Annotated in this window: 23 protein-coding genes and 1 pseudogene; 11 read left to right on the top strand and 13 right to left on the bottom strand. The window is 34.7% G+C overall.

Going from position 1 to position 25,669, the window contains the following annotated elements:
• Window positions 1-52 precede the first annotated feature (52 nt).
• The 3 genes from I5818_RS17935 to fumC all read left to right on the top strand — a co-directional run bounded on the left by I5818_RS17935 (window position 53) and on the right by fumC (window position 5,338).
• Entirely contained in the window at window positions 53-2,161 is a 2,109-nt protein-coding gene (locus I5818_RS17935; RefSeq protein WP_071977299.1) for a PBP1A family penicillin-binding protein, read from the top strand.
• A gap of 242 nt (window positions 2,162-2,403) precedes the next feature.
• Window positions 2,404-3,678: an MFS transporter gene (locus tag I5818_RS17930; protein ID WP_071977259.1), complete on the top strand. Its 1,275-nt coding sequence runs from the start codon at window positions 2,404-2,406 to the stop codon at window positions 3,676-3,678.
• A 286-nt stretch (window positions 3,679-3,964) separates the two neighbouring features.
• Window positions 3,965-5,338 (top strand): class II fumarate hydratase, encoded by a 1,374-nt coding sequence (gene fumC / locus I5818_RS17925; RefSeq protein ID WP_071977258.1) that lies wholly within the window; start codon window positions 3,965-3,967, stop codon window positions 5,336-5,338.
• 140 nt (window positions 5,339-5,478) lie between these two features.
• Here the strand turns inward: fumC and I5818_RS17920 are convergent.
• Window positions 5,479-7,051 (bottom strand): annotated as a pseudogene (locus I5818_RS17920) (IS1182 family transposase).
• 190 nt (window positions 7,052-7,241) lie between these two features.
• Window positions 7,242-7,451, bottom strand: a complete 210-nt coding sequence (locus I5818_RS17915; protein WP_071976796.1) for an alpha/beta-type small acid-soluble spore protein — start codon at window positions 7,449-7,451, stop codon at window positions 7,242-7,244.
• A 433-nt stretch (window positions 7,452-7,884) separates the two neighbouring features.
• On the opposite strand from I5818_RS17915, the gene I5818_RS17910 reads away from it, so the two are divergent.
• On the top strand, window positions 7,885-8,130 hold the full coding sequence (locus tag I5818_RS17910; protein WP_169846967.1) for a hypothetical protein: 246 nt from the start codon (window positions 7,885-7,887) through the stop codon (window positions 8,128-8,130).
• Between the two features lie 149 nt (window positions 8,131-8,279).
• Here I5818_RS17910 and I5818_RS17905 read toward each other — a convergent pair whose 3' ends face one another.
• The 8 genes from I5818_RS17905 to I5818_RS17870 all read right to left on the bottom strand — a co-directional run bounded on the left by I5818_RS17905 (window position 8,280) and on the right by I5818_RS17870 (window position 16,083).
• Window positions 8,280-9,380, bottom strand: a complete 1,101-nt coding sequence (locus I5818_RS17905; protein ID WP_071976797.1) for an ABC transporter ATP-binding protein — start codon at window positions 9,378-9,380, stop codon at window positions 8,280-8,282.
• 110 nt (window positions 9,381-9,490) lie between these two features.
• Complete coding sequence (locus I5818_RS17900; RefSeq protein ID WP_071976798.1) at window positions 9,491-10,399, bottom strand: PucR family transcriptional regulator; 909 nt, start codon at window positions 10,397-10,399, stop codon at window positions 9,491-9,493.
• Window positions 10,400-10,496: 97 nt separating this feature from the next.
• Window positions 10,497-10,688 (bottom strand): hypothetical protein, encoded by a 192-nt coding sequence (locus I5818_RS17895; protein WP_071976799.1) that lies wholly within the window; start codon window positions 10,686-10,688, stop codon window positions 10,497-10,499.
• 97 nt (window positions 10,689-10,785) lie between these two features.
• The gene (locus I5818_RS17890; RefSeq protein WP_071976800.1) at window positions 10,786-11,004 is read right to left on the bottom strand and encodes a DUF5342 family protein; all 219 of its coding nucleotides are present in this window, start codon (window positions 11,002-11,004) and stop codon (window positions 10,786-10,788) included.
• A 44-nt stretch (window positions 11,005-11,048) separates the two neighbouring features.
• Window positions 11,049-12,245 (bottom strand): YheC/YheD family endospore coat-associated protein, encoded by a 1,197-nt coding sequence (locus I5818_RS17885; RefSeq protein ID WP_071976801.1) that lies wholly within the window; start codon window positions 12,243-12,245, stop codon window positions 11,049-11,051.
• On the bottom strand, window positions 12,242-13,591 hold the full coding sequence (locus I5818_RS17880; RefSeq protein WP_071976802.1) for a YheC/YheD family endospore coat-associated protein: 1,350 nt from the start codon (window positions 13,589-13,591) through the stop codon (window positions 12,242-12,244). Before I5818_RS17880 ends, I5818_RS17885 begins: the two co-directional genes overlap by 4 nt.
• Window positions 13,592-13,649: 58 nt before the next feature.
• Window positions 13,650-14,732 carry a YheC/YheD family endospore coat-associated protein gene (locus tag I5818_RS17875; protein WP_071976803.1) on the bottom strand — a complete coding sequence of 361 codons (1,083 nt, stop codon included), beginning with the start codon at window positions 14,730-14,732 and terminating at the stop codon, window positions 13,650-13,652.
• On the bottom strand, window positions 14,695-16,083 hold the full coding sequence (locus tag I5818_RS17870) for a YheC/YheD family endospore coat-associated protein (protein WP_071976804.1): 1,389 nt from the start codon (window positions 16,081-16,083) through the stop codon (window positions 14,695-14,697). The genes I5818_RS17875 and I5818_RS17870 overlap by 38 nt, the downstream gene beginning before the upstream one ends.
• Window positions 16,084-16,267: 184 nt before the next feature.
• Here I5818_RS17870 and I5818_RS17865 point away from each other — a divergent pair, with 184 nt between their 5' ends.
• Together I5818_RS17865 and I5818_RS17860 are read left to right on the top strand one after the other, a co-directional pair.
• Window positions 16,268-16,621, top strand: a complete 354-nt coding sequence (locus I5818_RS17865; RefSeq protein WP_071976805.1) for a YlbF/YmcA family competence regulator — start codon at window positions 16,268-16,270, stop codon at window positions 16,619-16,621.
• A gap of 632 nt (window positions 16,622-17,253) precedes the next feature.
• Window positions 17,254-18,120 (top strand): Cof-type HAD-IIB family hydrolase, encoded by an 867-nt coding sequence (locus tag I5818_RS17860; protein ID WP_058004725.1) that lies wholly within the window; start codon window positions 17,254-17,256, stop codon window positions 18,118-18,120.
• Between the two features lie 299 nt (window positions 18,121-18,419).
• Here I5818_RS17860 and I5818_RS17855 read toward each other — a convergent pair whose 3' ends face one another.
• Window positions 18,420-18,854, bottom strand: a complete 435-nt coding sequence (locus tag I5818_RS17855) for an Rrf2 family transcriptional regulator (RefSeq protein ID WP_071976806.1) — start codon at window positions 18,852-18,854, stop codon at window positions 18,420-18,422.
• A 186-nt stretch (window positions 18,855-19,040) separates the two neighbouring features.
• Here I5818_RS17855 and I5818_RS17850 point away from each other — a divergent pair, with 186 nt between their 5' ends.
• Window positions 19,041-19,679 carry an NAD(P)-dependent oxidoreductase gene (locus I5818_RS17850; RefSeq protein WP_071976807.1) on the top strand — a complete coding sequence of 213 codons (639 nt, stop codon included), beginning with the start codon at window positions 19,041-19,043 and terminating at the stop codon, window positions 19,677-19,679.
• A 323-nt stretch (window positions 19,680-20,002) separates the two neighbouring features.
• The gene (locus I5818_RS17845) at window positions 20,003-20,788 is read left to right on the top strand and encodes an enoyl-CoA hydratase (protein WP_071976808.1); all 786 of its coding nucleotides are present in this window, start codon (window positions 20,003-20,005) and stop codon (window positions 20,786-20,788) included.
• 142 nt (window positions 20,789-20,930) lie between these two features.
• Here the strand turns inward: I5818_RS17845 and I5818_RS17840 are convergent, their stop codons facing one another.
• Together I5818_RS17840 and I5818_RS17835 are read right to left on the bottom strand one after the other, a co-directional pair.
• Window positions 20,931-21,116 (bottom strand): YhzD family protein, encoded by a 186-nt coding sequence (locus tag I5818_RS17840; protein WP_058004729.1) that lies wholly within the window; start codon window positions 21,114-21,116, stop codon window positions 20,931-20,933.
• A 103-nt stretch (window positions 21,117-21,219) separates the two neighbouring features.
• On the bottom strand, window positions 21,220-21,936 hold the full coding sequence (locus I5818_RS17835; protein ID WP_058004730.1) for a TerC family protein: 717 nt from the start codon (window positions 21,934-21,936) through the stop codon (window positions 21,220-21,222).
• A gap of 208 nt (window positions 21,937-22,144) precedes the next feature.
• On the opposite strand from I5818_RS17835, the gene I5818_RS17830 reads away from it, so the two are divergent.
• The 3 genes from I5818_RS17830 (at window position 22,145) to I5818_RS17820 (ending at window position 25,657) form a co-directional block, all read left to right on the top strand.
• Window positions 22,145-23,044, top strand: coding sequence for an ABC transporter ATP-binding protein (locus I5818_RS17830; protein ID WP_058004731.1), 900 nt, complete (start codon window positions 22,145-22,147; stop codon window positions 23,042-23,044).
• Window positions 23,037-24,290 carry an ABC transporter permease gene (locus tag I5818_RS17825; protein ID WP_071976810.1) on the top strand — a complete coding sequence of 418 codons (1,254 nt, stop codon included), beginning with the start codon at window positions 23,037-23,039 and terminating at the stop codon, window positions 24,288-24,290. Before I5818_RS17830 ends, I5818_RS17825 begins: the two co-directional genes overlap by 8 nt.
• Before the next feature lie 137 nt (window positions 24,291-24,427).
• Window positions 24,428-25,657, top strand: coding sequence for a metallophosphoesterase family protein (locus tag I5818_RS17820; RefSeq protein WP_071976811.1), 1,230 nt, complete (start codon window positions 24,428-24,430; stop codon window positions 25,655-25,657).
• The last annotated feature ends 12 nt before the right edge of the window (window positions 25,658-25,669 follow it).

Here is a 25,669-nt window from a genome sequence, read left to right as displayed (position 1 = left end):
AAAACATGCATAAAAGGTGTCTAGCACCAAAACAATGAAAGCAGGGAGTTTAATGGAAAGGTTACAGCGTTTACGTCAGGCTGTACGAAGATTTTGGAAGAAAACTCATATGAATCAAATCATCATATTAGCAGGGGCTGTTTTTCTATTAGCATTTTTGGGCTTCTTCTGGTATTTTGCCGCAACAGCAAATGTTGAATCGTTGAAAAAGGGCTTGGCACAATCAACGGTTATTTACGATAAAGATGGAGATATGGCTAGTAAAATATCTGCTAACCGAACAGAGGGTGTATCAATTGATAAAATGCCCGATCATTTAAAGAACGCGATTGTTGCAATTGAAGATCATCGATTTTATCAGCATAATGGTTTCGATGTGAGAGGGATGAGCAGTGCTTTCTTTAAAAATATTGTAGCTGGTAGGATTACAGCGGGTGGAAGTACGATTACGCAGCAGCTGACCAAGAACGCTTTACTTTCTCCAGAGAGAACATACAAACGTAAGGTGGAAGAATTGTTTTTAGCTGTTGAAATTGAGAAAAAGTATACGAAAGATGAAATACTAGAAATGTATTTAAACCAAGTATTTTTTGGACATAGTGCTTGGGGAGTGCAAAATGCATCAAGAACTTATTTCGGTAAGGATGTTGAAGAGATTGATTTAAGTGAAGCTGCAACACTTGCAGGAATAGTAAATGCTCCGTCCGCTCTTGATCCATACAACCATATGGATCGAGCAATTAAACGACGAAACACTGTTTTAGGAGCTATGAAAAAGTATGGCATGATTTCTGATAAAGAATATGAAAACGCCAAGAAAGAGCAGCTAGTCTTGGAGGATCGAGGTCGCGATCCAATCAAAGGCAAATATCCTTATTATGTCGATGCTGTGCTTGATGAAGCCATTAAAACCTTTGGATTAACACAGGATGAAATCATGACAAGAGGATATCGTATTTACACAGAAATGGATCAAAATATCCAATCCTCGTTAGAAAAAATATATGATAATGATCGGAATTTCCCTCAAGGAATGGGTGGAGAGCTTGTTCAAAGTGGTTCAATATTAATAGACCCAAAAACAGGGGGAATACGCGGTTTAGTTGGAGGAAGAGGGGAAAAAGTGTTCCGTGGATTTAATCGCGCAACACACTTAAAACGATCTCCTGGTTCGACGATAAAACCATTGGTAGTTTATACTCCAGCATTGGAAGAAGGGTATAAACCTGATTCACTATTAAAAGATGAGAAAATGACATTTGGTAAGAATTATTCACCTGATAATTATAACGGACAATACCAAGGTGAAGTCACAATGTATAAAGCAATAGAGGACTCGATAAATATTCCTGCTGTTTGGCTATTGAATGAGATTGGTATTGATAAAGGGATAGATGCAGTAGAACGATTTGGTATTCCTTTGCAGAAAAATGATCGTAACTTAAGCATTGCACTTGGTGGACTTTCAACCGGTGTTTCGCCGCAGCAGATGGCGGAGGCTTATTCAGCATTTGCAAATGATGGAAAAAGACTAGATAGTCATATTATCACTAAGATTGTGGGACCAACTGGAAAAACGATAGTCGAAAGGAAGCAAAAAGAAACGAAAGTAACGAGTAAAAAAGTTGCGAAGGATATGACTTCAATGCTTTTAAATGTTGTCGAATCCGGAACGGGTAAAGGTGTGAATGTTTCGGGCTATCAAATTGCTGGTAAGACAGGTTCTACCCAATTGAATAATCAAAATAGAAATGGTACAGCTGATCAATGGTTTGTTGGATATACACCTAATCTTGTAGGTGCAGTTTGGATGGGATATGATCGTACAGATGAAAATCATTACTTATCTGGATTAAGTTCACAAGGAGTGGTTCCAGTATTCCAAACGATTATGCAGGGAACGTTAAAGTACACAGAGCCAACAAAATTTGATGTGGATTCAATAAATACTCAAATTCAAAAGCAATATGAAAAAGATCATCCTTTTAAAACGAAAGCAAAGGAATTTAATAAAAAACTAAAAGATAGTACTGAAAAATTAAGAGATAAAGCGGAAAAAGGCCATAAAAAGATGAAGGAAAAATTTAAAGAAGGAAAGGAAAACTGGAAGGACCTTGAAGATAGGGTGAAAGAGAAAATTAGGGATATACAAGGGGATTAATTTTTAAACTGGATAATGATAAGGGACTGAACTCACGAAAAATACTTATCTTAAGTTAGTGTAACTAGGATATTGTATTGGGAGGTCAGTCCCTTTTCTATTAAGGCTACTCCATTTGATATCCTTCCATAGGTAAAGGGAAAATCAGACTTGGGACCGATAAAAAAACCAACATGAGATCCTGCCGGGAGCAAATTTGCACCTATATAATAAAGAAAATTAATCGAAAACGAGGGAAAAAAATGAAGAAAATAATTGAGATTTTTAAAAATCCTGTTTTTGTTAAATTATTCTTTGCTAATTTTACTTCACAAATGGGGAGTATTATCGGGATTACTGCATTTACTTTTTATCTTCTAGATCGATTCTCTGAGCAGCCAGCGTATGCTTCCATTGCAGAAATGATGTATTCCTTGCCTACTTTAGCCGTATTTTTTCTTGTTGGTGTGTTAGCAGATAGAATGGATAGGCAAAAAATTGCTTATCATTGCGATACAATCAGTGCATCATTGTCAATTGTTCTCCTTGGTGCCATCTATATTGGATGGATGCCACTTATATTTGCAATATTATTCCTAAGAAGTGCAGTATCGAAATTTTTCTTCCCAGCCGAAAGTGGAATTTTACAGGGAGTGCTTTCCAAGGATGATTATGCTACATCTGCAGGGCTAAATCAGATGGTATCAAGTTTATTTATGTTATTCGGAGGGGCACTTGGAATTCTTGCTTATCGGTTCACTGGAGTTTATGGTGCTATTATTATCGATTCTCTTTCATTTGTCGTTAGTGGACTATTAATGCGTGCTTGCCAGATACCTGAAGAGGTACGCCTTCCAAATGGAAATCATAAATGGAAGGATCTAAATATTGGCTTTGTATTCAATGATTTTAAAGTGGGAGCAGGATACATTCTTAAAAATAAATTATTGCGTTCGTTAATTGTCGGTTTTTTCTTATTTGGTGTAGTGAATGGCGGCTTTTCTGTCATGCCGATATTTATATTAAAATATAAACTCGCGCCACAAAGTTATGAAGAATTTTCAGTCATTCTCGGAGTGATTTTTGGAAGTGGTGTATTAATCGGAAGTGTGATTTCTTCAATAATCATCCAAAAGATTAAGTTCTATCAGGCAATGATAATTGGATTATTGGTAACGGGATCATTTGTTGTACTATCTGGTTATGCTAGTAATATAACGATATTTTTTGTCTTAATTTTTATTTCAGCATTAACCCTACCATTAGTCAATATTGCTATTGGTGGCTGGATGCCAAGTATTGTTGATAAAAAATATATGGGACGTGTCCAAGGATGGATAAGTCCGTTAATGATGCTTTCCCAAACCATCACATTGGGATTCATCAGTGCCTCCTTCCAGAAAGTTCTATCTATTGAGGCGCTGTATTGTATAGTTGGAGGGGCCTTAATTATTGTTGCCATCTATTACATGATGGTATTACCGAAGCTTTCGAAACATAAAGTAGAGGGAGTAAATCAAACATCTGTTGCTCATTAAATCATTCAATATTAATAGAAGTACTTAGCGATTCATTTAGAATCGCTATTTTTTTTACTTATGTAGTTTGCAGCTCTTTTCGCAGTGAAATGAAAGATGTAGCGGTTTTCAACTGATAGTTGTTAGTTAAAACTTTTCTTAATTAGTAACCATGCCTAAGAAAAGAGTCTATTAAGAAAGACCATTAGACTGAGAAACTACATAAAAATTTTGTGATTATGAAATTTTTAAAAGGATATGGGTATATAAGTAAAGAAGAAAGAAAAACAGATAGGAGTGAATACATATGGAATATCGGATAGAAAAAGATACCTTAGGGGAAATGAAGGTACCTGCTGATAAATATTGGGGAGCACAGACACAAAGAAGTAAGGAAAATTTTAAAATTGGTACAGAGAGAATGCCATTACAAGTGATTAGAGCGTTTGCTCAATTGAAAAAAGCTGCAGCCACTGTAAACCATGATTTGGGAAAACTATCAGGTACTAAGAAAAAAGGAATCATTGATGCATGTGATGAAGTCATAAATGGAGTATTTGATGATCATTTTCCACTTGTTGTTTGGCAAACCGGGAGTGGTACCCAATCAAATATGAATATTAATGAGGTTTTAGCAAGAAGGGCAAATGAATTATTAACGACAGATGAGACGATTCACCCTAATGACGATATCAATATGTCTCAAAGCTCAAATGATACATTTCCAACTGCCATGCATATTGCTGCCTATCATGAAATTCAAAACTTGTTAATTCCGGCAGTTAAAGAATTAAAAGAAACGTTCGGCCAAAAGGAACAAGACTTTATGGAGATCATTAAAATTGGCCGAACACATTTACAGGATGCTACACCATTAACATTAGGACAAGAAATAAGTGGTTGGAGAGCGATGCTTGAAAAAAGTGAACACATGATAAAAGAAAGTAGTAAGCACTTATTAAATTTAGCGATCGGTGGAACAGCTGTCGGAACAGGGATTAATGCGGACCCTAGCTTTGGGGATAAAGTCGCAAAAGAATTACATGCTCAAACTGGATTTGAGTTCAAATCTTCCGATAATAAATTCCACGCTTTAACTAGTCATGATGAAATCGTCTATGTCCATGGTGCTTTAAAAGCCCTTGCTGCAGATTTAATGAAAATTGCCAATGATGTCAGATGGCTGGCTAGTGGTCCAAGAAGTGGAATTGGGGAAATTAGAATTCCCGCAAATGAACCTGGTAGTTCAATAATGCCTGGAAAGGTAAATCCAACCCAAAGCGAAGCTTTAACGATGGTTGCCGCTCAGGTATTTGGTAATGATACGACAATTGGATTTGCAGCAAGTCAGGGTAATTTTGAACTAAATGTTTTTAAACCTGTGATTATTTACAATTTTCTTCAATCCGTTCGACTATTAGCAGATGCCATGGTTTCATTTAATCATAATTGCGCGAAAGGGATCGAACCAAATCAAGAAGTCATTACGAAGAATGTTCATCAGTCATTAATGCTTGTCACCGCATTAAATCCACATATCGGTTATGAAAAGGCAGCTGAAATTGCAAAGCTTGCTTTTAAGGAAGGGTCGACCTTAAAGGAAGCGGCCATTAAAACGGGGTATGTAACAGAAAAACAATACGATGAATGGATCGATCCCCGAAAAATGGTGAATATATAATTAGTAAGAAAGGAAGAAATAGGTAGTTTCTCTAAAAATAAACGAAGGGGCTGGGACATAACTAGCTTCAAATAGTGAAAAAGTTGAATTTGAGCGAACTCAAATTCAACTTTTTCTATTTTTGTGTGTTGATTCTTCTATTACCGTAGTTGTTTGGCCGTGAATTTTCTTAAATTCACGGCCATTAATGCGAGTCCCATTTCATTTTCTACCTTCGATTTTCCTCGTACAGAAAATCGAGTGAAACGCAAATTAGCCTTCAAGAATCCAAAAACCGGTTCCACATCGATTTTGCGTTTTCGATAGATGGATCTCGTTTTCTCTTCTGAAAGCTTCGCTCTCACATATACTTTTGTTGTTCCCATTGTTCATTCACCATTAGTTTTCGATTGTTGCCTTCTTTCGCTTTTGTACATGATGAACGGAATGGACATCCCGAACAGTCCTCACACTCGTAGATCTTGAACCTTCGTTGGAATCCCGTACGATCAGTACGGACAGAATGATATTGAAATTCAAGACGTTTCTGGTTAGGGCATATATATGTATCTGTTTCTTCACAATACTGCCAGTTTTCGGGATTCAATGGGTTTTGTTTGTACTTTTCTTTTGCTCCTTCAAATACAGATTATACGTAATCAGTGCTTCTCGTTTTCTGTTCGAAAGGATATCATTATAGTTTTGTTCACTACCATAACCTGCATCTGCGACAATATGTTTCGGTAACACGAAATAATGGTTCTCGATTTCATCAAGAAATGGAATTAACGTACGTGTATCTGTTGGGTTTGAAAATAAACTATAGGCAAGCGTGTATTGCCCTTCTGTTGCGATTTGTACATTGTAACCAGCTTTCAATTGTCCGTTTTGCATATAATCATCTTTCATTCGCATAAATGTCGCGTCCAGATCTGTTTTGGAATAGCTATTACGTGTGCCAAAGATTTCAAAGTCTCGTTGGTATTTTTGTTTTCGTAAGACAAAATCAATCAACTGTTTACGCACTTGTTTCGGGTATTTGCGTTCACTTCTTAAAGCTTTTCGTTCTGGAACGTCTGATGATTCCTCAATTTGTTTATCATACTCAGCTACGACATTGTCCACTTTTCCAACCAATTGAGCGAGCTCTTTCAATGATAATTGTTCATCACCTTCCCGTTCAATTTCAGGTATAATTTCGTTCTCAAGTAGCTCGTTATATAGCTGGTTTGACCTTTCAATTAAACTGTGATGATATTTCTCAATCGATTTCTTCCAGACAAACGTAAATTTATTCGCATTTGCTTCAATCTTTGTACCATCAATAAAAATTGCTTCTTGATCGATTAGTTTTTCTTCGATTAATTGGCAACGAAATTGGACGAAACATTGGCGAATTAATTCTTTCACATCTGAATGAACACGGAATCGATTGATTGTACGGTAGCTTGGTTCATACCCTTGAGCTAGCCACATCATCCGGATACTGTCTTTTAATAAGGCTTCAATTTTTCGCCCTGAAAAAACAGATTGGGTGTAGGCACATAAAATAATTTTAAGCATCATGCGTGGATGATAAGCAGGACAGCCCTCATTTCGCAGAAATGGTTCGAAAACTTCATGAGGAATACTTTCAACTAGATGATGGATATGAAAGGCAATATCATTTTTTTGTAATTTTACTTCTAAATCTAAAGGCAAAACTAATTGATTCATGGTATAATTTTTAAACATAAGGATCCTTCTTTCTGATTTTATTTGGTGTGGTAACTTAATTTTATCAGAAGTGGTCCTTATTTTATTGTAAAAAAATCAAAGCCGGTGAAATTTTACTCGTCGTAAAATTCACCGGCTTTTTCATCTCAGAGGTGGGTTTTGTCCCAGCCTCTTCTAGCCATTATATTCAGTTGAAATGTAAATACTATTATTGTTGAGAGAAGCCTCCGCCAAGTTGTTGTTCTGCCATTTGAACTAAGCGTTTTGTAATTTCTCCTCCTACAGATCCATTAGCGCGAGAAGTTGTGTCTGCACCAAGATTTACACCAAATTCTTGAGCAATTTCAAACTTCATTTGATCAATTGCTTGTTGCGCTCCAGGAGCTAGTAATTGGTTAGAGTTATTGTTGTTTGCCATGATTCTGTCATCTCCTCGTTGAATTTTTTTTGGTTGGGTTAGCTGGACTTGCACCAGCACACAATCAACATTGAACTGTTAACTGTGAACCATCTAGTGGAGTAACCCATTGATATTAAAGGTGTTTCTTGCTCTGTACTAAGTATTATGTTTTTTTTTTTATAAAATATACAAGTTTAATTTCAGGAATTTTTTCCCTTAGTCATATTTTTGATGATCTATAAAGATCAGTAAGGATCATAGAATTTTATTCTGATTTTTACTAATGAAAGCAAAGCAGCTATAGGCTTTTATAGTTTGTTTTTCAGAACGTTAGTATGTTAGGTCATAATGTTTGAGAAAAGTATCCTTTTAAAACAGCAAAAAAAGAATAGGGTACATATTTTTATGGGAAACATAATCGAAGACAGTTTCGCATAGGGATGTGATTGGATTGAAATGGTGTGCCTTATGTAATGGTATGGGTGAAGCAATACTAGCTTGTCCAAATTGTGATAATAGCATGTTTGATCAAGGAAGAATTTATGATTATTATGATGACTATAGTCCTTATATGGATATTGATGTAATTAAGCTTGCTGATGGAGATCCGGTAAGCTCACAGAAAGATGAATGTGTTCATCTATTTAAATGCCCTAATTGTGGATTTGATGTTCAGAAGAAAATTACGATTACTTAAAATGAGCAATAAAAAAAGCAATCGATCGATTGCTTTTTTTTGGTAAGTTTTTAGTTGATCTCGCTTGATCCATCTCCAAAGCCTTGGTTTATCCTATTAGCTCTGTGAAAGTTGGAGTTTGAGCAAGGTGATTAATCATTAAATTTAAATTATCCGATTCTTTCTTCCGATTCTGGATTAAAGAAATGTCCTTTATTCATATCAAAGGCAAGCTCAAGTTCATCCCCTGGACGGATATCAGAGCGAGAGTCTACTCTGGAAATAAATTCTTGATCACCAAGCTTGGAGTAAAGCATCGTCTCTGCTCCTGTTAGCTCAGAAACATCTATTTTAGTTGAAAATTTTGTGTCGGATGAAGCATCAATAAATAATGGTTCATCATGAATATCCTCAGGGCGAATACCAAAAATGATATCTTTATTGATAAAACCGTTTTCTCTTAATACTTTCATTTTTCCTTCTGGAACAGCAAATTTTAATTGGTCATTAATAACGAAGTGACTATCAGTTAATTTCCCTTTGAAAAAGTTCATGGCAGGGGATCCGATAAAACCTGCTACGAAGACATTACGTGGATGATCATATACTTCTTTAGGTGTACCAACTTGTTGGATCACTCCATCCTTCATCACAACGATGCGTGTTGCCATTGTCATTGCTTCTGTCTGGTCATGTGTGACATAGATGGTTGTTGGTTGTAAACGTTGATGAAGTTTGGCAATTTCAGCACGCATTTGAACACGTAATTTTGCATCTAAATTCGATAGTGGTTCATCCATTAAGAACACTTTAGGATCACGAACAATTGCACGACCTAATGCAACACGTTGTCTTTGTCCACCAGATAAAGCCTTTGGTTTACGCTTTAAGTAGTCTTCAAGTCCTAAGATTTTTGCTGCATCTTTCACACGCTTGTCAATCTCAGCTTTAGGAACTTTTCTTAATTTAAGACCAAAAGCCATATTATCATATACGGTCATATGGGGATATAGTGCGTAGTTTTGGAAAACCATGGCGATGTCACGATCTTTAGGAGGAACATCATTCACTCGCTTACCATCAATGTAGAAATCACCTTTAGAAATTTCCTCAAGTCCAGCAATCATACGTAAAGTAGTTGATTTTCCACAACCGGAAGGGCCAACAAATACGATGAATTCCTTATCTTGAATATGAAGATTAAAGTCTGTTACTGCAGTCACCTTATTATCATAAATTTTGTAAACATGATCCAATACAATTTCTGCCATTGGTAATGCCTCCTTTAAATTCTCTTATTATTCATAATAAAGAAAGCCCTTTCAGGCGACTATGGACATCCTGCACAAAAAAAATTTCAAATTATTAGGCAAACTGCAAACTAATCAAAATATTCAAAGTCTAAACAAGCTAAATAAACAATAACGGAGGTTGCAAATGATTTTAAGTCAAATCCCGTTCTTTCGGTAAATTTATCGATTCGATATTGCAGACTATTACGGTGTAAAAAGAGCTGCTTTGCTGTTAAACTAGCATTTGTTTGATTTTCTAAATAAAGCTTAATTAGTCTTCTTAGTTCAGGATCATCCTGGAAAATGTCATAGATAGTTGAGAAACCTATCCTTCTAGTTTGACTAGGTATATTTTTTAAAAGATATAATGGAAAGACTTTTTCTAGAGTAAACACTCGATCTTTTCCCATTTCTTTTTTAGCAAAAGAATATAAAATTTGTTCAAATTGAAATAAAGATTTCAGTTCATTTGTGAGTGCTTTAAATTGACCAATAAAAAAATGAATCTTAAAATAAAAATCACTTTCCAAAGCATGAATAGACGTATAAAGTTCATCAAGTGTAATTAAATAATTATGTTTTTTTTCAATAATGGCCCCATTATTTTGAGAGGTAAAGATAATAGTGATTTCATGGGGAAATAAGGCTTTGATAGCTTCCATCCAGTCTTCAGATTCAAAATCAGCTTTGTACTGTGTAATCGAAAATTGGATAATCCGATATTCTGCATTTGGTTCGTTAACGGGGTAGTCATTCCCCGTACCATATAAATATTCAAACCATTTTTTTGATGCTTCACTCGTATTCAATTTCTGTATTTCATGATATTTAGGGAAAAGTGTTTTTAATAATTCCTTTTCAGCCTCCGATAATTCGGATAGTGGGATTCCGATATATTGGTTATCAATCTCTACATAAAACCAAATCAGTTTAGAATTGTTTGATGGTTTAGATGATATATGAGCATTGGGATATCGTTCAAAGAGTTTATTGATCATCACTTTGTCCTTCTTTTTCATTTGATATATTTATTTTATTAGAATCAAAAGATTCTTTCAAAGAAAAAGAAGGTGATCAATAGTGATCACCTTCTATTTATTCTATTTCTTTTGGAGGATCTTCCGGGAAAAAGTCAACGGCTTCTTCAATATTTGTTGAGTCTTCACGCATATGGACAGAGCCTCCTGACATTCCTTCATTCACCATACGATCAACATCTAAATAAACTTGGTCTTTTCCTTCATAATGTGTATCTGGTAAAAATTCTGATTCCTTCTTTCTTGCCATGTGATCTCCTCCTAAAAATAAAAATGAAAAAAATCATCATTCTTTTTAGTTTGAGCAGGCAGGTAGTGGAAACATACATTCAATATAATGGTAATGATTAACGGTTATCATAGACATGATAGAGCATTAACTCGTGGATTTGTCCTTTAATTTTTTCTTCAACACCTTCATCGAAAGTATATCGCTGTTGCCATTCAATTCGACCATCTGGATGGTAGATTCCCTCCATTTTTTCTTTATTGAAATAGAACGAAATATTCCAGCCAGGCAATTGTTCGTGCTTATATAGTGATTGAAATTGAAAATGCTGAATCATAGAAATTCCCCCGAAATTATAGTGTTTTCTCTATTATAGCTTAATTAAATTGAGGGTTCAGGGGCAAATATAGATTTTTCATAAAAGAGATGAACTAATGCCTGTATTCTAGCTTCTTCAATTTCGGTTTCATCAAAACTCATAGGTTTTGCATTTACCTCAAAAATCCATAGCTTTCCGCTGTCATCACGCCCAAGATCAATAGTGAATTCCAGGAAATCTCCAAATTCATTTGAAAGTGACTTTCCACATTCTTGAAGTATCCAATAAAAAACTTTTTCAAGTGATGCTTTACGAACCTGTTTATAAGGGATAATCGATCCACCTTTTGAAACATGGGTCGTAATTTGATTGATATCAGCTGTTCTTATTCCTACTCCAGTTAATAGATACTCTTTATTTGAATAATGGGAAAGTATTCTATAATCATATTTCTTATTTTCAATTTTGGCACTTTCGATATCTCTTTGTGCAATAAATGGATATTTTTGTAATGTGCTTTCCACATGGTCCCATAGATCTTGAAAAGAAGCAAACTGCTTTTTGGTTTCAGCTTTCTGATAAAAAAAGCTTCCATTTCCCTCTTTCTTCACTAAAAATATCCCATTTCCTTGTGAACGAATGGTTGGTTTTATATATGCTTTAGGATGCAGTGTTAAAAAATTTTTAAATTCCTCCTGCCCTTTTATTAAGCTAGTTTCGGGGAGTAAAGGTCGGAGATATGCATTTTTTTTAAATAATTGATACATGGAGAACTTATCGATAAAGGAAGGATTGAAAAAGAAACACTGTTGATTCATTGCCTCTAGTTTATGCTTTAAAAATTGCTCAGTCTTTTCTTCCGATCTAAGTGATATTCGATTATAGATGATATTAGGAAATGGAAATGTCGCTTGAACCCATTTCTTTTCCTCTATCACATAAAATGATCCATTGATGAAATTTTCCGCAATATCATCTAAAGTATAAACAAAAGAAAGTCCTCCAGACGATTGTAGCTTTTTTTGTAAATTAACATATAAATCTTTATTTCCTGCAACATGGCCATTTTTAGTCTTACTGGTTAATACACCTATTAATGGGCCAACTCGTTGATTGGTTTTCAGTAATTTAAATTTGTACGTGAATTCATTTTTTTCGTTAGAAAGAGGGAGGAGCTCATCCTGTGCTCCCCAGAAAAATGGTGACTGTTCTTCATCATGGACAAAAGCATTTCTTTTTTTGTCAAAAAAAATATTCATATGAAAAGGTCCTCATGTATATGTTTTTTCGTTAAGAAAATGGCATAGCTAAGCGTGAGCTTTCTTGTCAAAACATCAGAATCCTTTAGACCAGGATGTGAAAATATGGACCGACCAGGCTTGGAATTCGCTTCAAAAAGCCATACATTTCCATTGTTATCAATACCGAAATCAAAGCCGATCTCACCAATAATTCCATCTAAATGCTTCTCAATTGCCACTGCTAAATCCATTGCTGCATGTTCTAATTTAGTTTTGTATTTTTTTTGATCTTCCTCTTTTGGGAAAATTTCTGTAAGTGTTTTTACTTCGCCGCCTGTCTTTACATGGGTGGTTGGACTTCCACTTCCCGCAATTTTTGCAGCAATTGCGCTAATTTTCCAGGAACCATTCTCATCCTTATTGGCATGAACGCGAAAATCAACTGGACGTCGATGATCGCGAATTAATTGAATCCCTTGTTGCACGAGCATCCTATCCAAGTTTTTATTTGCAAATACATGATTAATTAGTGATTCTAATGAAGTGAATTTTAATAAATGATTAACGGTATCATGGTATCTGCAATAGTAATGATTGGTTTTTCGATCATAAATAACCTGATGAACACCAAGCCCTAAGCTTCCATTAATAGGTTTAATATACACCTGCCCATATTTTGAGAGCATTCGTTCAACTTGATGGAAGGATGTAAATGGACTCGTTTCAGGTAAATACAAGAGTGCTTTCCGATCATTAAATAATCGTTCATATACATCTAATTTATTGAAAAATCCTGGATTATACCAAGGGATAAAAAAGTCCTTTTCAAGTCTTTCCTTTACTTTTTGTGTTGTCTTCAACTTTTCACTTCGTCTGTTTGGAAGACGATCATAGATGACATTAGGGAATGGAACGGTCAATTGAATCCATTTCCCATTATGATAAAAATGTCCTTCAATCGATTGATTCTCCCAATTAATATGCTGCTCACCAAAGAGAAATGGAACGACACCAACAGATGAATGAAGAGATAAAAGCTTTGAAAATAAGTTTGAGCGTCCCCCAATCGGTTTAACAGAAAAATTAGTAAAGCCCGATGTAAATATACCTACTAAAGGACCAAATATGAGGGAAGAATCTGATTGAAATATAGTTATTGAAGTGAGAAAAGTTGGGATCGTTAGTTGTTTGGCTAATCCAGTACTAATTGATAATGTATTCCGTCCATTAGGTTGTTTTTTGCCGATAATTTCAGCCTTTTTTGAACCGAAAACAACTGCATTTGGTTCTATTGAAATGTTATTAGGATAATAATAAACTAGTTCTTTCTCTTCAAAAAATTCGATTTTATAGCGTTTAGGCATCTAAGGCACCTCGCTTAAATTTAATGGGTTCTTTTAAGCAGTATTCGAAATAAGGATTTTAATTAGATATGGCATGATTGATTTGTGAGTGTAAAAAAGAACAATAGGCAAGAGGAGCTGAGTAAAGTGTATCTAAAGTATTTGGCTCCGTTAATTGGATGATTTTTCTACCAGGCTTTGAATTCATATCTAATATCCAAAGTGATTGATCATTGGCGATAATAATATCTATCCCTAATTCAAAAAGAGGATGAAATTTTTCTTCTAGTTTAGTTGGCAAATGCTTCAATATATCATTAAGCTCCTGTTCGATGTATGAATGATTAAGCTTTGAATTCATCTCTTTCCATTTATGAAAGGGGATTATATTGGCTCCTGCACTTAAATTTGTTAGGATCCCATTCTTTTCTCCACAACGAATGGCTCTTCCTATCTCTTTCCATTTTCCTTCTTCATCCTTTTGGATTAGTATTCTAAGATCAAATGGCTCTTTCATTTTATTGAGATTATTGATTCGTGGTTGCATGATAAAAATCTGCTTCGTCAATAAAGTTTCTAACCATGTGTCAAAGCTATCGTTACTTTCAAATAGCTTTTCTATGACTCTATTTTTCTTTGTAGTACGTACATTAATGGATTTACCGATTTTTTTAAACGAATAAACAGCAAAACCATGAGCGCCGTTAATAGGTTTTAAGATAATTTCTTTGTGCATGTTTAATTCAGCTAACACTTGTTCAGCATTTGCAACTTTTTTTGTTAACGGTAAATAGGGAGAAATAGTGGGCTCTTTTTTTAATTCCTCATACAATCTCCACTTATTTGGTAGGCCATATCCTAAAAAGTTTATATTAGGTTGTGATTTTAACCAGGATACAACTGCTTGTGCTTCAGTCGATTTACGGTCCTCACCATAAAAACACCGATCATATAAATACTTAGGAATGGGGAAATTCTTTTCATTCCATTTATTTTCCAAAGAATCAAATTGATAGCCTTTAATCATTAATGTTGAAGGATCAATAGATAGTGGCGAAAATAAGTATAAGACGATGTTATAATTCTGAGCTTTTTTTGCCATTTCATTAAAATAAAGATGACTTTCAGATGGTGTCATCGTTAAAATTCCTAGATTGGTCATTCAAGTGACTCCTTTCTATCCATAATGCCTTGCAGTATTGAAATATCGCCTTTGTTGATGGGCGAAATCGTGGATTATTGTCATCCCTTAGCTTGGATGGTTTGGAATTTACTTCGATAAGCCAAGGCTTTCCATCCATATCTACACCTATATCGACACCAAGTTCTCCTATTAAACCGTTTGCCTCATTGCTAAGTGTGTTTACAGATTCAAGGGCTAGCTCTCTCATTAAATGAAGGATTTGTTCTGTTTTTTTGGGATTAAAGATAGATAACAATATACTTTCAGGACGACTGATGAATCCACCTTGAGCAATATTTGATACAAAATGGTTTTCGGCAGATAACCGGGCAACCATAGAGGTAACTGTCCATTTATGCTGGGAATTTTTATGACAGAGAATACGGAAGTCAATTTTTTGATTATTTATTTTGATAAAAGGGATGGTTTGTTGGATAATAAAATCTCTTTTTCCAATCCATTTTTTTAATAATTCACTAGCATCTTTTAGTGTTGAAAACGAATGCTGTAATTGATCAGAAAAGGATGTTTGTTCAATATAAAACTGGCCATCTTTAATAAAAAAGTGAATAATAAAACGACCTTGGCTTCCCATATTAGGCTTTATATAGACATCTGAGTGTGTGGATATCCATTTAAATAACATTGCTTCAGAAAAAATAACGGTATCTGGAAGGAAGGTTTGAAGATTTTTTTTCTTTTTTAAAATGTCGAATACGTGCCTTTTGGAAAGAAAGCTATCATTGAATAAAAGAATATGATTATCCTTCCATAATTGTTTTAGATTTTGAAAACCTAGCTTGTTTTCGATCAATCTGTTATGAATTCTATTATAGATAATATTACATTTAGGCACTTCTCCCTCTACCCATTGCTCGCCATCAAAATGAAATCCACTTTGGGGAAATCGGGTTAAATTTGAAACATAAACCAAGCCTCCGTTTTGTTGGCTATATTCATGTAATTCTTGACAAAATGATCGAATTGTTGGAAATAGATTTTCCAAATTTGGTTTCTTTTTAATTTCAGTAATGATTGCGATAACTGGTCCTAATACTAAAATTTGTTCATGACTTGTTGCTTGAAGTTTTAGAGGAAGAAATGGAATCTTTGCCTTTTGAAAACATGCTTGATTGAAAAGAATCGTTTCTTTACTGTTCATGAGGTTTGATTTTTTTCGGTTTGCTATTATGGTTTCATTTCCAAGTTGGATTGTAATTTTATCCTTAAGAGGTATATTTAAGTTTACTAGTAATTCATCTGAAATTTCAATGATTGGATGTTCGTCAGTTAAAGATAGTAATGGATGAATCATTACTTGATACATCATAAACAGACCCCGTTTACAAATGATTATCAATCATACAATTAGACTTTGAGGTTATCATATGAGAGAAATGCCCAGATGGTTCATATTACATTTTTATATGTATCAAATTCGCATTGATTGCCATACTTTGGTATAGTGCAACTATAGTTTCTTTTTTTATGAATTCCAAGGAGGTATATTAATAATGGCAACAAATCTTTATGATTATGCATATGAATTAGAAAAGGCATTACGAAATGGTGCGGAATATAAACATTTAAAAGCAATGTATGAAGCTGTATTACAAGATGCTTTTGCTAAAAATTTATTTGATGGATTTAGGGAAATTCAGATGAGTTTACAAGAAAAACAAATGACAGGCCAAGATATTTCTGAAGAAGAGGTACAAAAAGCGCAAACTGTAGCTGCCCAAGTACAACAAAGTCCAAAAATTGTTCAGCTGATGGAAGCTGAGCAACGAATGAGCATGGCAATCAATGAATTAAATAAAATTATTATGAAACCTTTAGATGAACTATATGGTTCAATGCAGCGCTAATGTAGTTAAATAAAAAGATAAACACTCACACGTGACAAGAAAGGAATTGGGGTAATCCCAATTCTTTTTTTATTTACCGCCGATCCAGGGTAACCAAAGAGAGTGAAGGGTACCCGAAAGTATGAAAATGTTGTTTAAGGGTAACTAAAGCGAGTGAAAGAATCCCCAAAAATTAGCAAACCACCGATCCAGGGTAACCAAAGAGAACAAATGAAACCCCAAAAGGAGGGAACTGCTGATCCAGGGTAACCATAAAAAGCAAATAAATCCCCAAAAGTACGAAACTGTCGATCCAAGGTGACCAAAGAGAACAAATAAAATTCCCAAAAAGGGAGACAGGTTCTTTCCACAGTAAAAAAAAGCCCTCAACTCCATTTATTTACCTGAAAGCTATTATAAGAACTGAAGCGTTTATTTGGTGTAATAGCTAATAGTAGGTCTGTACAAAAGCCAATATACGTTACTAAAAAAATAAAGGTAGAGCTAAAATTCAATCTTATTGCTATCTTTACGGCGCATCCCTTTTCTTTAAGCTTTTGTTCTATCTGATTTGTCCCATTCATAAAACTATAGAAAGGATAAATTGCATAATGAATCATTCTGGTTAGTCATCCGCTAAAGGGGGAACATCTATGATTTACAAAATGCTTGCTTTAAATATTGATGGTACCTTGTTGCAAGACAATGGTCGTTTAAATAAAGCAACAAAGGAAGCAATCGAATTAGCTATTGGAAAAGGGATTAAGGTAACTTTAGTTACTTCAAGAAACTTTTCGTCTGCTACTAGAATAGCTCGGGAATTGCATCTTGATACATGCCTTGTCACGCATCAAGGTTCGTTTGTAGCACGAGATAGGGATAAACCGATTTTGGTGAAGAGAATTAATGAAAATGTTACTCATGATTTAGTTCGTTTTTTAGAGGCTTTTAATTGTCAAATAAAATTAGTACATGAACGATACACGATTGCAAATAAACAAAGAACCCCATCCAATCTTATGGGTAAATTTGTTATACAACCAGTCAATCGTTTTTCTTATTCTGAAACATTTGTTGATTCCTTATTAGATAAACTTATTGAAACACCAGTCTCTCCACCTAAAATAGAAGTACGGTTTATGAATGACATCGATATGATTGATGCCAAAAAAGCTATTCAAGAAATGTTTCATGAGGTGGATTGTATTGAAAATGATGAACACATATTAGAAATTGTCCCTAATGGAACTTCAAAACTAAAGGGAGTTCTGTACCTTTGCGATCGCCTCAATATTCAAAGAGATGAAGTCGTGATGATCGGATCAGGTAAAGATGACCTTCCACTTATTGAGTGGTCAGGTCTTGGGGTTGCGATGGGAAATGCATCTCCTCAATTAAAGCGAGCCGCTGATTGGATAACTCGTTCAAACAATGAGAATGGAGTATCCTATATGGTTAAAGAACATTTTCGCAAGCAGCAACCGATTGACTTTTTGAAAAAAATGAATGTAATAAAATAGTAAGAGAAGGTACTTGCAAGGCTTCGGCTCCACTCTCAATGAAATGAAGTGGGTTGGTGGTTTTTAACCCTAAATTTATTATTAAAACTTTATTTAAATAGTAAAGATGATTGAGTTTTCATCCGATACGGGCACTTAAACATTTTGTTATGCTTCATCAGTTAAAGGTCTATTTTCTTCATTAACGGTGCGATTCAGTATGAGAATCGTGCCTTTTTTGATATATTGACCAGAATAAGGAGTCCCCTCTATAACCTAACTAAATGAATTATGAGAAAGAAGTAAGGTTAATTACTTTTTCAAATTTGCTTCTCCTTTTCAAGGATGTCCTTTACTACATCTCCTATTGATACACTTCCTAGTGCTTTTTCTAAAGCTGTTTGAGCTAATGTAAATAACGGCCCAATTGTGCTTTGAATATTTCGTCCGACAGGACAATCAGGATTTGGATTTTCATGAATACTAAACAATTCATCCTCTTTCACAACATTAACGGCTTGGTACACATCAAGCAAAGTTATAGTTGATAAGTCTCTCGCTAAAGAAGCACCAGCAATACCAGGTTGTACTTTTACTAAGCCCGCCTTTTTTAACATTCCCATAATTTTCCTTATTACCGCTGGATTCGTATTTACACTTCCAGCCAAAAATTCTGAAGTACTGACTCCATCTTTATTTATTTCAATTAAAGCTAGAATATGAATTCCTACGGAAAACCGACTACTAATAGACAAGTTTTTTCACCTTCCTTTAAAGCTCTATCTACACATATTATACCTGTAATGAGCTCAGTTACAAGTGTATTAAGATGTTGAAATGCAAATATAAACCCCTTTTTAAAGTTGACAAATGTGCATATTGTAACTAAAATGGTTACATGTAATCAATGTGGTTACAATTAAAAATTGGAGGAACTTACAATGAAAATAGGAATTATTGGTGCAAATGGAAAAGCTGGAAATCTAATATTAAAAGAGGCTGTAAATCGTGGTCATCAAGTAACAGCGATAGTAAGAGATGCATCTAAATTAAAAGAAAAGGTTGATGCAGTTATTGAAAAAAGTATATTTGATCTTACATCAGATGATATTAAATCATTTGATGTGGTGGTTAATGCTTTCGGTGCCCCCATTGGAGAAGAGCAAGCACACGTGAATGCTGGACGTGTGCTAATGGAAGCACTAAAAGGAATAAGCACTAGAGCAATCATTGTCGGTGGAGCAGGAAGTTTATTTGTGGATGAGAACGAAACCATTAGAGTAATGGACACACCTGATTTTCCTGATATCTTTATACCAACAGCGAAGGGGCAAGGACGAAACTTACAAGATTTGCAGGAATCATCGAATATTACGTGGACTTTTATTAGTCCTTCAGCAATGTTTGATTCAGAAGGAAAAAGAACCGGTTTTTATCAAGCTGGAAAAGATCATCTTCTTGTTAATTCGAAAGGTGAAAGTTATATCAGCTATGCTGACTATGCAATTGCTGTAGTGGATGAGATAGAAAATCCTCAACATATAAATGAACGATTTACTGTTGTGGGTGAAGCAGAATAAATTTCATAATTATTGATCAAGCAAAATACCGTTAGTTCAAAGCTAATGGTATTTTGTTATGTGTGGATGTCTAAAAAAACTAAGTCTTTTACTAGTTTATTGCTTTTGTAAAAGTAAACTCCTAATAAAGGATTCAGCGATTCTTATGGAGTCTGCACTCTTTTCCAAATGAAATAAAAGGTGTAGCGTCTGCAGCCAATACTTATCAGGTGAAACTTTAATTAGTTAAAATTGAGAAAAGTGCCTTTTATTTTAGTTGTGAATGAATCATCATTCAGTTATTCTTAAAGATAGGAATAACTTTAATTCACGGAGGGGTAAAAATGGGATCATTAACTTACCAAACTATTGATGCAAGTATTCAAGGAAATACGGCCTCTATCCAATTTAATCGGCCGACCACATTAAACGCATTAAATACGGTTATGATTAAAGAACTAGTGGATTGCCTTAATGAAATGACATTAAATGAAGCCATCAAAATTGTTGTGTTGCAGGGGAAGGGAAAGGCATTTTCATCTGGGGGAGATATAAAAGAAATGTTCCAGCTCCAGGGCGAGGAAGAATTTTTCTTAGTAATGGATGATATTAATCAACTCATTACGACTTTGTACACTATGCCAAAACTAACGATTGCCGGGATTGAGGGAGCTGCGGCAGGGCTAGGTTTGAGTATTGCATTAGCAACAGACTATATTATTTCAGATTCAACGAGTAAGCTTGCTATGAATTTTATTGGAATTGGATTAGTTCCCGATGGTGGGGGACATTTTCTGCTTAAACGTAGGATGGGAGAACAGAAGGCAAAGAAGTTTATTTGGCAGGGAAAGGTATTGACAGCAGAGGAGGCATTGAAGGCTGAAATCATAGATGAAATAGCAAACGATGTAAATATGGCTATTGAAGACAAACTTCGTCAATGGAAAACCAAGCCTCTTGAAGCGATGCTTCAAACTAAAAAAATCTATAACGAGCTACAAATGCAGGAACTTATAAAAACGTTGGAATTAGAAAAACATGCGCAATGGAAAATGAGGCATACGAAGGACCATTTTGAAGGAATACAAGCATTTATAGAAAAACGAAATCCGAAATTCATCGGTGAATGATGTTAAATTAAGCCTCTTTTCTTAGTAAAAGGAATGGGGAGCCATCTTCATCCGGATAGATAAATTAAAACTTTACAATATTTGAGAAAAGAGCCCAGAGAAAAACCAAAGAGGTTGTCTTTGTAACAACCTCTTGGGTTTATTAACGATGAAATAATATGAGTTTTCCATTTGGTGATGTACAGCGATGTGTTTTCTCTAACGCATTATTTTCACTTAGAAGCTGTTCACCTTTTACCTTTGCTTCATGTTCATTGGCTGCTTCAATGCTTTCATCTAAAATCTTTTCCCCATTTGCTTCAAAAGCAGTTAATTTGTAAATAGCCATGATTTAATTCCCCCATCCAATTTATTGGTTGTTTTGCTTGCTTATATAAAAGCCCTAATGCTGGCTTTTTCACCTAATAAAGAATTCAGTGGTTCTTATAAAGTTAATGTACGTGTTGGATATCCCTTTTTGCAGCTATTTTTCGATTAGCAGTATATCCAGCGACTAAAACGAGAATTGTAATGATTCCTGCTATAATATATGTGATTGGTCCATGAGAAATATTTAAAAGGTGAAGGAGTTTTTCTTCCTTCATTAACATTTCTCCTGCTGTCCAAGCAAGAATACCTGAACCTATATAAGCGATCCAAGCATATTTATTCATTGCTTTTACAATCATTTTCGATCCGAAAATCATGACAGGGATACTAATCATGACCCCGATAGCTATTAATCCAATATGATTATCAGCTGCACCAGCTAGTGCAACGACATTATCTAAACTCATGACTGCATCAGCCAAGATAATGGTTCCAATTGCTTTTAATACTCCGCTTTGTGATTTTACATGAACATCTTCTTCATCCCCTACAAGAACCTTGAAGGCGATCCAGATAAGAAGAAGTCCTCCAATAATTTCTACGAATGGGATTTTTAATAGCTGTACAATAACGATCGCAAATATAATCCGTAATATTACTGCTCCACCAGTACCCCATACAATCGCTTTATTTTGTTGTTCCTTTGGTAGATTTCGCGTAGCCATGGCAATAACTACGGCATTATCCCCGGATAATACAATATCTATTGCTATAATTTTGAGTAACACTAGTAAAGAACTAGTTGAAAGCGCTAGTCCAATTGGAAATATATTTTCCATTCTTTTCCCCATCTCCTGGTTTATATAAAGTCTCTTTTCATCCATCTACCATATTAATCTATTATTATATTAACATATATTTTTTATAGATAGACTAGAAAATGTTTGGATAAATAACTAGAAAAGTAAATGGAGTAGAATTTAATGGAACCTTTTAAGACTTTTTACGTATAAAAGATAAGTGGTTAGAAAAAGGAGGAAAACTAAGTTGACATTAAATTTAGATCAAGTAACAAAGAAATTTGGACAATTTGTTGCAGTTGATCATCTTTCTCTCGTTATTCCGGAAAAGGAAATGTTTGGTTTTTTAGGTGCGAATGGTGCAGGAAAAACAACAACCTTTCGAATGATTTTGGGGATTATGGACGCAACAGAAGGAGATATTACGTGGAACGGTAAAAAAATTGATTATTCCACTAGCCCCTTTATTGGTTATTTGCCTGAAGAAAGAGGACTATATCCAAAACTAAAGGTAAGAGACCAATTAATTTATCTTGCCCGCCTAAGAGGAATGGACAAAAATGAAGCTCTGAAAGAATTAAACTATTGGTTAGCTCGGTTTAATGTTCCAGAATACATAGATAAAAGAGTAGAGGAATTATCTAAAGGAAATCAACAAAAAATCCAATTTATTGCCTCAGTTCTCCATAAACCTCAATTACTTATACTGGATGAGCCATTCAGTGGGTTGGATCCTGTAAATGTGGAAACATTAAAGTCTGCTGTTACCGATTTGAGGGATAATGGGGCAACCATCGTTTTTTCCAGCCATCGGATGGAGCATGTTGAAGAGCTATGTGAAAATCTTTGTATTATGCATCATGGAAAGCCAGTTGTTCACGGAAGTTTACGTGAAATAAAGAAATCATTTGGAAAGAAAAATGTCACGATTCATGCTGATTTTGATCTTATGTTTTTACAAGATATTCCTGGTGTTTTAAAAACGAAAAAAACTGCACAGGGAATGCATTTACAAATATCAAGTGAAGATACGGCACAAACAATCTTGAATCAAATTAATGGAAAAGGCTTTGTGAGGAAATTTGAATTAGAGGAACCATCGTTAAATGATATTTTCATTGAAAAGGTAGGTGCTTCCTATGAATAAGTTTGGTGTCATGTTAGGTCATTCCTATGTTTCAAAATTAAAATCTAAATCATTTATTATTACATCAATTATTATGCTTATTGGTGTGTTAATTTTAGGAAATATGAACAGAATCATTGATTTATTTTCTGGTGGTGATTCAAAAGAAAAAATTGTCGTTCTCGATCAAACAGATTCAGTATTTCAATCTTTTCAAAAACAATTACAAGTAACAAATAAAGATATCGAGCTTATTAAAGAAAGCAAAAGTGAGGCAGAGTTACAAAAAGCTGTGAATGCTGGTGATTATGATGGATTAATCACGATATCAATGGATCAATCTAATTTGCCAGAGGCAACGTATAAAGCCCCTACACTAACAAATACTGAATTATCTAGCCAATTATCACAGGCCTTGCAAGCGGTGAAATCAGATATGGCTGCATCCCAATTAGATTTAACAGCTGATAAGCTTGCACTTCTAAATAGCCCGATTGTGTTTAAAGAAGTCAGTCTCGAAAATAATGCAAAATCTTCTGAAGAACTTGCCCAAGCTCGTGGACTCGTTTATATTCTTCTTTTCGTGATCTATTTTTCAGTCATTTTTTATGCAAGCAGTGTTGGGATGGAAGTAGCAACGGAAAAAGCATCTCGTGTAATGGAAATTCTTATTTCGAGTGCATCTCCTACACAACAAATGTTTGCCAAGATTATTGGGGCTGCCCTGCTTGGAATTACCCAAATGGCTGTCTTGCTTTTAGTCGCATACTTTACAATTAAACAGAACTTAAGTGAGTTAAAAGGCGGTTTCTTCGAGGTTTTTGGTTTTTCTGATATTAAAGTTTCAACAATCATCTACGCAATTGTATTTTTCCTATTAGGATATTTATTATATGCAACATTAGCAGCATTTTTAGGATCTCTTGTTAGTCGCATTGAAGACGCACAGCAAATGATGTTGCCAATGACCTTTTTAATTATGATTGGTTTCTTTATTGCTATGTCTGGATTAAACAATCCATCAGCGGGATTTGTTACAGTTACTTCCTATATCCCTTTCTTTACACCAATGCTTATGTTTTTACGTGTAGGGATGTTAGACTTACCAATGTGGGTTGGCTTATCCGGGGTTGCTGTTCTGATCGTATCGATAATTATTATGGCATCTATTGGAGCTCGAATCTATCGCGGTGGGGTTCTTATGTACGGAAAGTCTAATTCATTAAAAAATATAAAAAAAGCACTTCAGTTATCAAAAAATAAATAAAGAATTTGAATGGGCTATCCTCCTTTCTTGTTGGATAGCCCATTTTTACGTTTGTTTTTACAGCAATCCCCTTTAAAATCTTATAAAATCGTTTATAATTATCCTAAGAACATATATTCGTTTAGGAGGATGGTGAAATGAGCCAACTTCAATTTATCCATACAGCAGATCTCCATTTAGATAGTCCATTCATCGGATTACAATACTTACCCAAAACGATTCTTAATCGAATTCAGGAAAGTACGTTTGCATCTTTCATTAAAATTGTCGATAATGCAATATCTTTGAAGGTGGATTTCGTTTTAATAGCAGGTGACCTCTATGATGGAGAGGATCGAAGTATAAAAGCTCAAGCAAGACTTAGAAAGCAAATGATAAGGCTCGAGCAGGCGGGAATAGAAGTATTTATCCTTCATGGTAATCATGATCATCTAGGTGGAAATTGGACAACGATTGACATGCCAAGTAATGTTCATGTTTTTTCATCTAGTGTGGAGATGAAATCGTTTATTACTAAAAAAGGGCAAAGAGTCCATCTATATGGATTCAGTTATCCGGAAAGACATGTAACAGAGAAAAGAATCAATGAATATAAAAAAATTGAACCTGCCGATTTTCATATCGGAATGCTTCACGGAAATGTTGACGGTGGGAGCTCAGATCATCAACCCTATGCACCTTTTACAATTGGTGAGTTACTTGAGAAGAAAATGGATTATTGGGCATTAGGGCATATTCATAAGCAGCAATTTCTCCACCAAGATCATCATCCTTATATTGTGTACCCAGGTAATATTCAAGGGCGGAATCGGAAGGAGAAAGGATCGAAAGGTTGTATAGTAGTAAATCTATCATCCCATGAAACCACTTTAAGTCATATAGAAACAGCAGATATTCTTTGGAGTGACATAAGTATTGATGCTTCAAAGATTCGAACGTTCTCTGATTTATATCTTTTATGCAGAAAAGAAATGAATCATCAACGTTCTTCATCACAGGGTGTACTTCTCGAAATGACCATAAAAAATATTGAAATGCTTGAGAAAGAAGCAATTGAAAAAATAAAGAATGGTGAATTATTGGAAGCTCTTCAAGATGGAGAGGAGTATGAGGAATCCTTTGTCTGGACAATTAGTGTAAATTGTCATGTAAAAGATCAACTAGTAATTGAACCAACTTTTAAAAAGGAACTGGAACAAACTCTTGCAGAATTAACTCAAGAAGAATCATTTGAAAAGGCTTTAGAAGACTTGTATGGAAATCCATATAGCAGTCGCTATTTAGAAAAGATGACAGAACATGAAAAGAAAAATCTATTGCAAGAAGCCGAACAATTGGTTTTTGAATTGGTCCATTCCAATTCATAGAGGAGGAAATTC

The sequence above is a fragment of the Heyndrickxia oleronia genome (assembly GCF_017809215.1).
Classification (GTDB): domain Bacteria; phylum Bacillota; class Bacilli; order Bacillales; family Bacillaceae_C; genus Heyndrickxia; species Heyndrickxia oleronia.
The sequence above is the reverse complement of the archived record's forward strand: the minus strand, read 5'-3'. Positions and strand labels throughout refer to the sequence as shown.

What these genes read in the sequence shown, in the direction of transcription:
- I5818_RS17880 (WP_071976802.1), bottom strand. Translation starts at nt 13,591, where the DNA reads ATGCCTAAACGCTATAAAATCGAATTTTTTGAAGAGAAAGAACTAGTT.
- I5818_RS17840 (WP_058004729.1), bottom strand. Translation starts at nt 21,116, where the DNA reads ATGGCTATTTACAAATTAACTGCTTTTGAAGCAAATGGGGAAAAGATT.
- I5818_RS17860 (WP_058004725.1), top strand. Translation starts at nt 17,254, where the DNA reads ATGATTTACAAAATGCTTGCTTTAAATATTGATGGTACCTTGTTGCAA.
- I5818_RS17895 (WP_071976799.1), bottom strand. Translation starts at nt 10,688, where the DNA reads ATGGCAAGAAAGAAGGAATCAGAATTTTTACCAGATACACATTATGAA.
- I5818_RS17885 (WP_071976801.1), bottom strand. Translation starts at nt 12,245, where the DNA reads ATGAATATTTTTTTTGACAAAAAAAGAAATGCTTTTGTCCATGATGAA.
- I5818_RS17905 (WP_071976797.1), bottom strand. Translation starts at nt 9,380, where the DNA reads ATGGCAGAAATTGTATTGGATCATGTTTACAAAATTTATGATAATAAG.
- I5818_RS17825 (WP_071976810.1), top strand. Translation starts at nt 23,037, where the DNA reads ATGAATAAGTTTGGTGTCATGTTAGGTCATTCCTATGTTTCAAAATTA.
- I5818_RS17930 (WP_071977259.1), top strand. Translation starts at nt 2,404, where the DNA reads ATGAAGAAAATAATTGAGATTTTTAAAAATCCTGTTTTTGTTAAATTA.
- I5818_RS17870 (WP_071976804.1), bottom strand. Translation starts at nt 16,083, where the DNA reads ATGATGTATCAAGTAATGATTCATCCATTACTATCTTTAACTGACGAA.
- I5818_RS17890 (WP_071976800.1), bottom strand. Translation starts at nt 11,004, where the DNA reads ATGATTCAGCATTTTCAATTTCAATCACTATATAAGCACGAACAATTG.
- I5818_RS17875 (WP_071976803.1), bottom strand. Translation starts at nt 14,732, where the DNA reads ATGACCAATCTAGGAATTTTAACGATGACACCATCTGAAAGTCATCTT.
- fumC (WP_071977258.1), top strand. Translation starts at nt 3,965, where the DNA reads ATGGAATATCGGATAGAAAAAGATACCTTAGGGGAAATGAAGGTACCT.
- I5818_RS17835 (WP_058004730.1), bottom strand. Translation starts at nt 21,936, where the DNA reads ATGGAAAATATATTTCCAATTGGACTAGCGCTTTCAACTAGTTCTTTA.
- I5818_RS17865 (WP_071976805.1), top strand. Translation starts at nt 16,268, where the DNA reads ATGGCAACAAATCTTTATGATTATGCATATGAATTAGAAAAGGCATTA.
- I5818_RS17935 (WP_071977299.1), top strand. Translation starts at nt 53, where the DNA reads ATGGAAAGGTTACAGCGTTTACGTCAGGCTGTACGAAGATTTTGGAAG.
- I5818_RS17850 (WP_071976807.1), top strand. Translation starts at nt 19,041, where the DNA reads ATGAAAATAGGAATTATTGGTGCAAATGGAAAAGCTGGAAATCTAATA.
- I5818_RS17845 (WP_071976808.1), top strand. Translation starts at nt 20,003, where the DNA reads ATGGGATCATTAACTTACCAAACTATTGATGCAAGTATTCAAGGAAAT.
- I5818_RS17915 (WP_071976796.1), bottom strand. Translation starts at nt 7,451, where the DNA reads ATGGCAAACAACAATAACTCTAACCAATTACTAGCTCCTGGAGCGCAA.
- I5818_RS17820 (WP_071976811.1), top strand. Translation starts at nt 24,428, where the DNA reads ATGAGCCAACTTCAATTTATCCATACAGCAGATCTCCATTTAGATAGT.
- I5818_RS17900 (WP_071976798.1), bottom strand. Translation starts at nt 10,399, where the DNA reads ATGATCAATAAACTCTTTGAACGATATCCCAATGCTCATATATCATCT.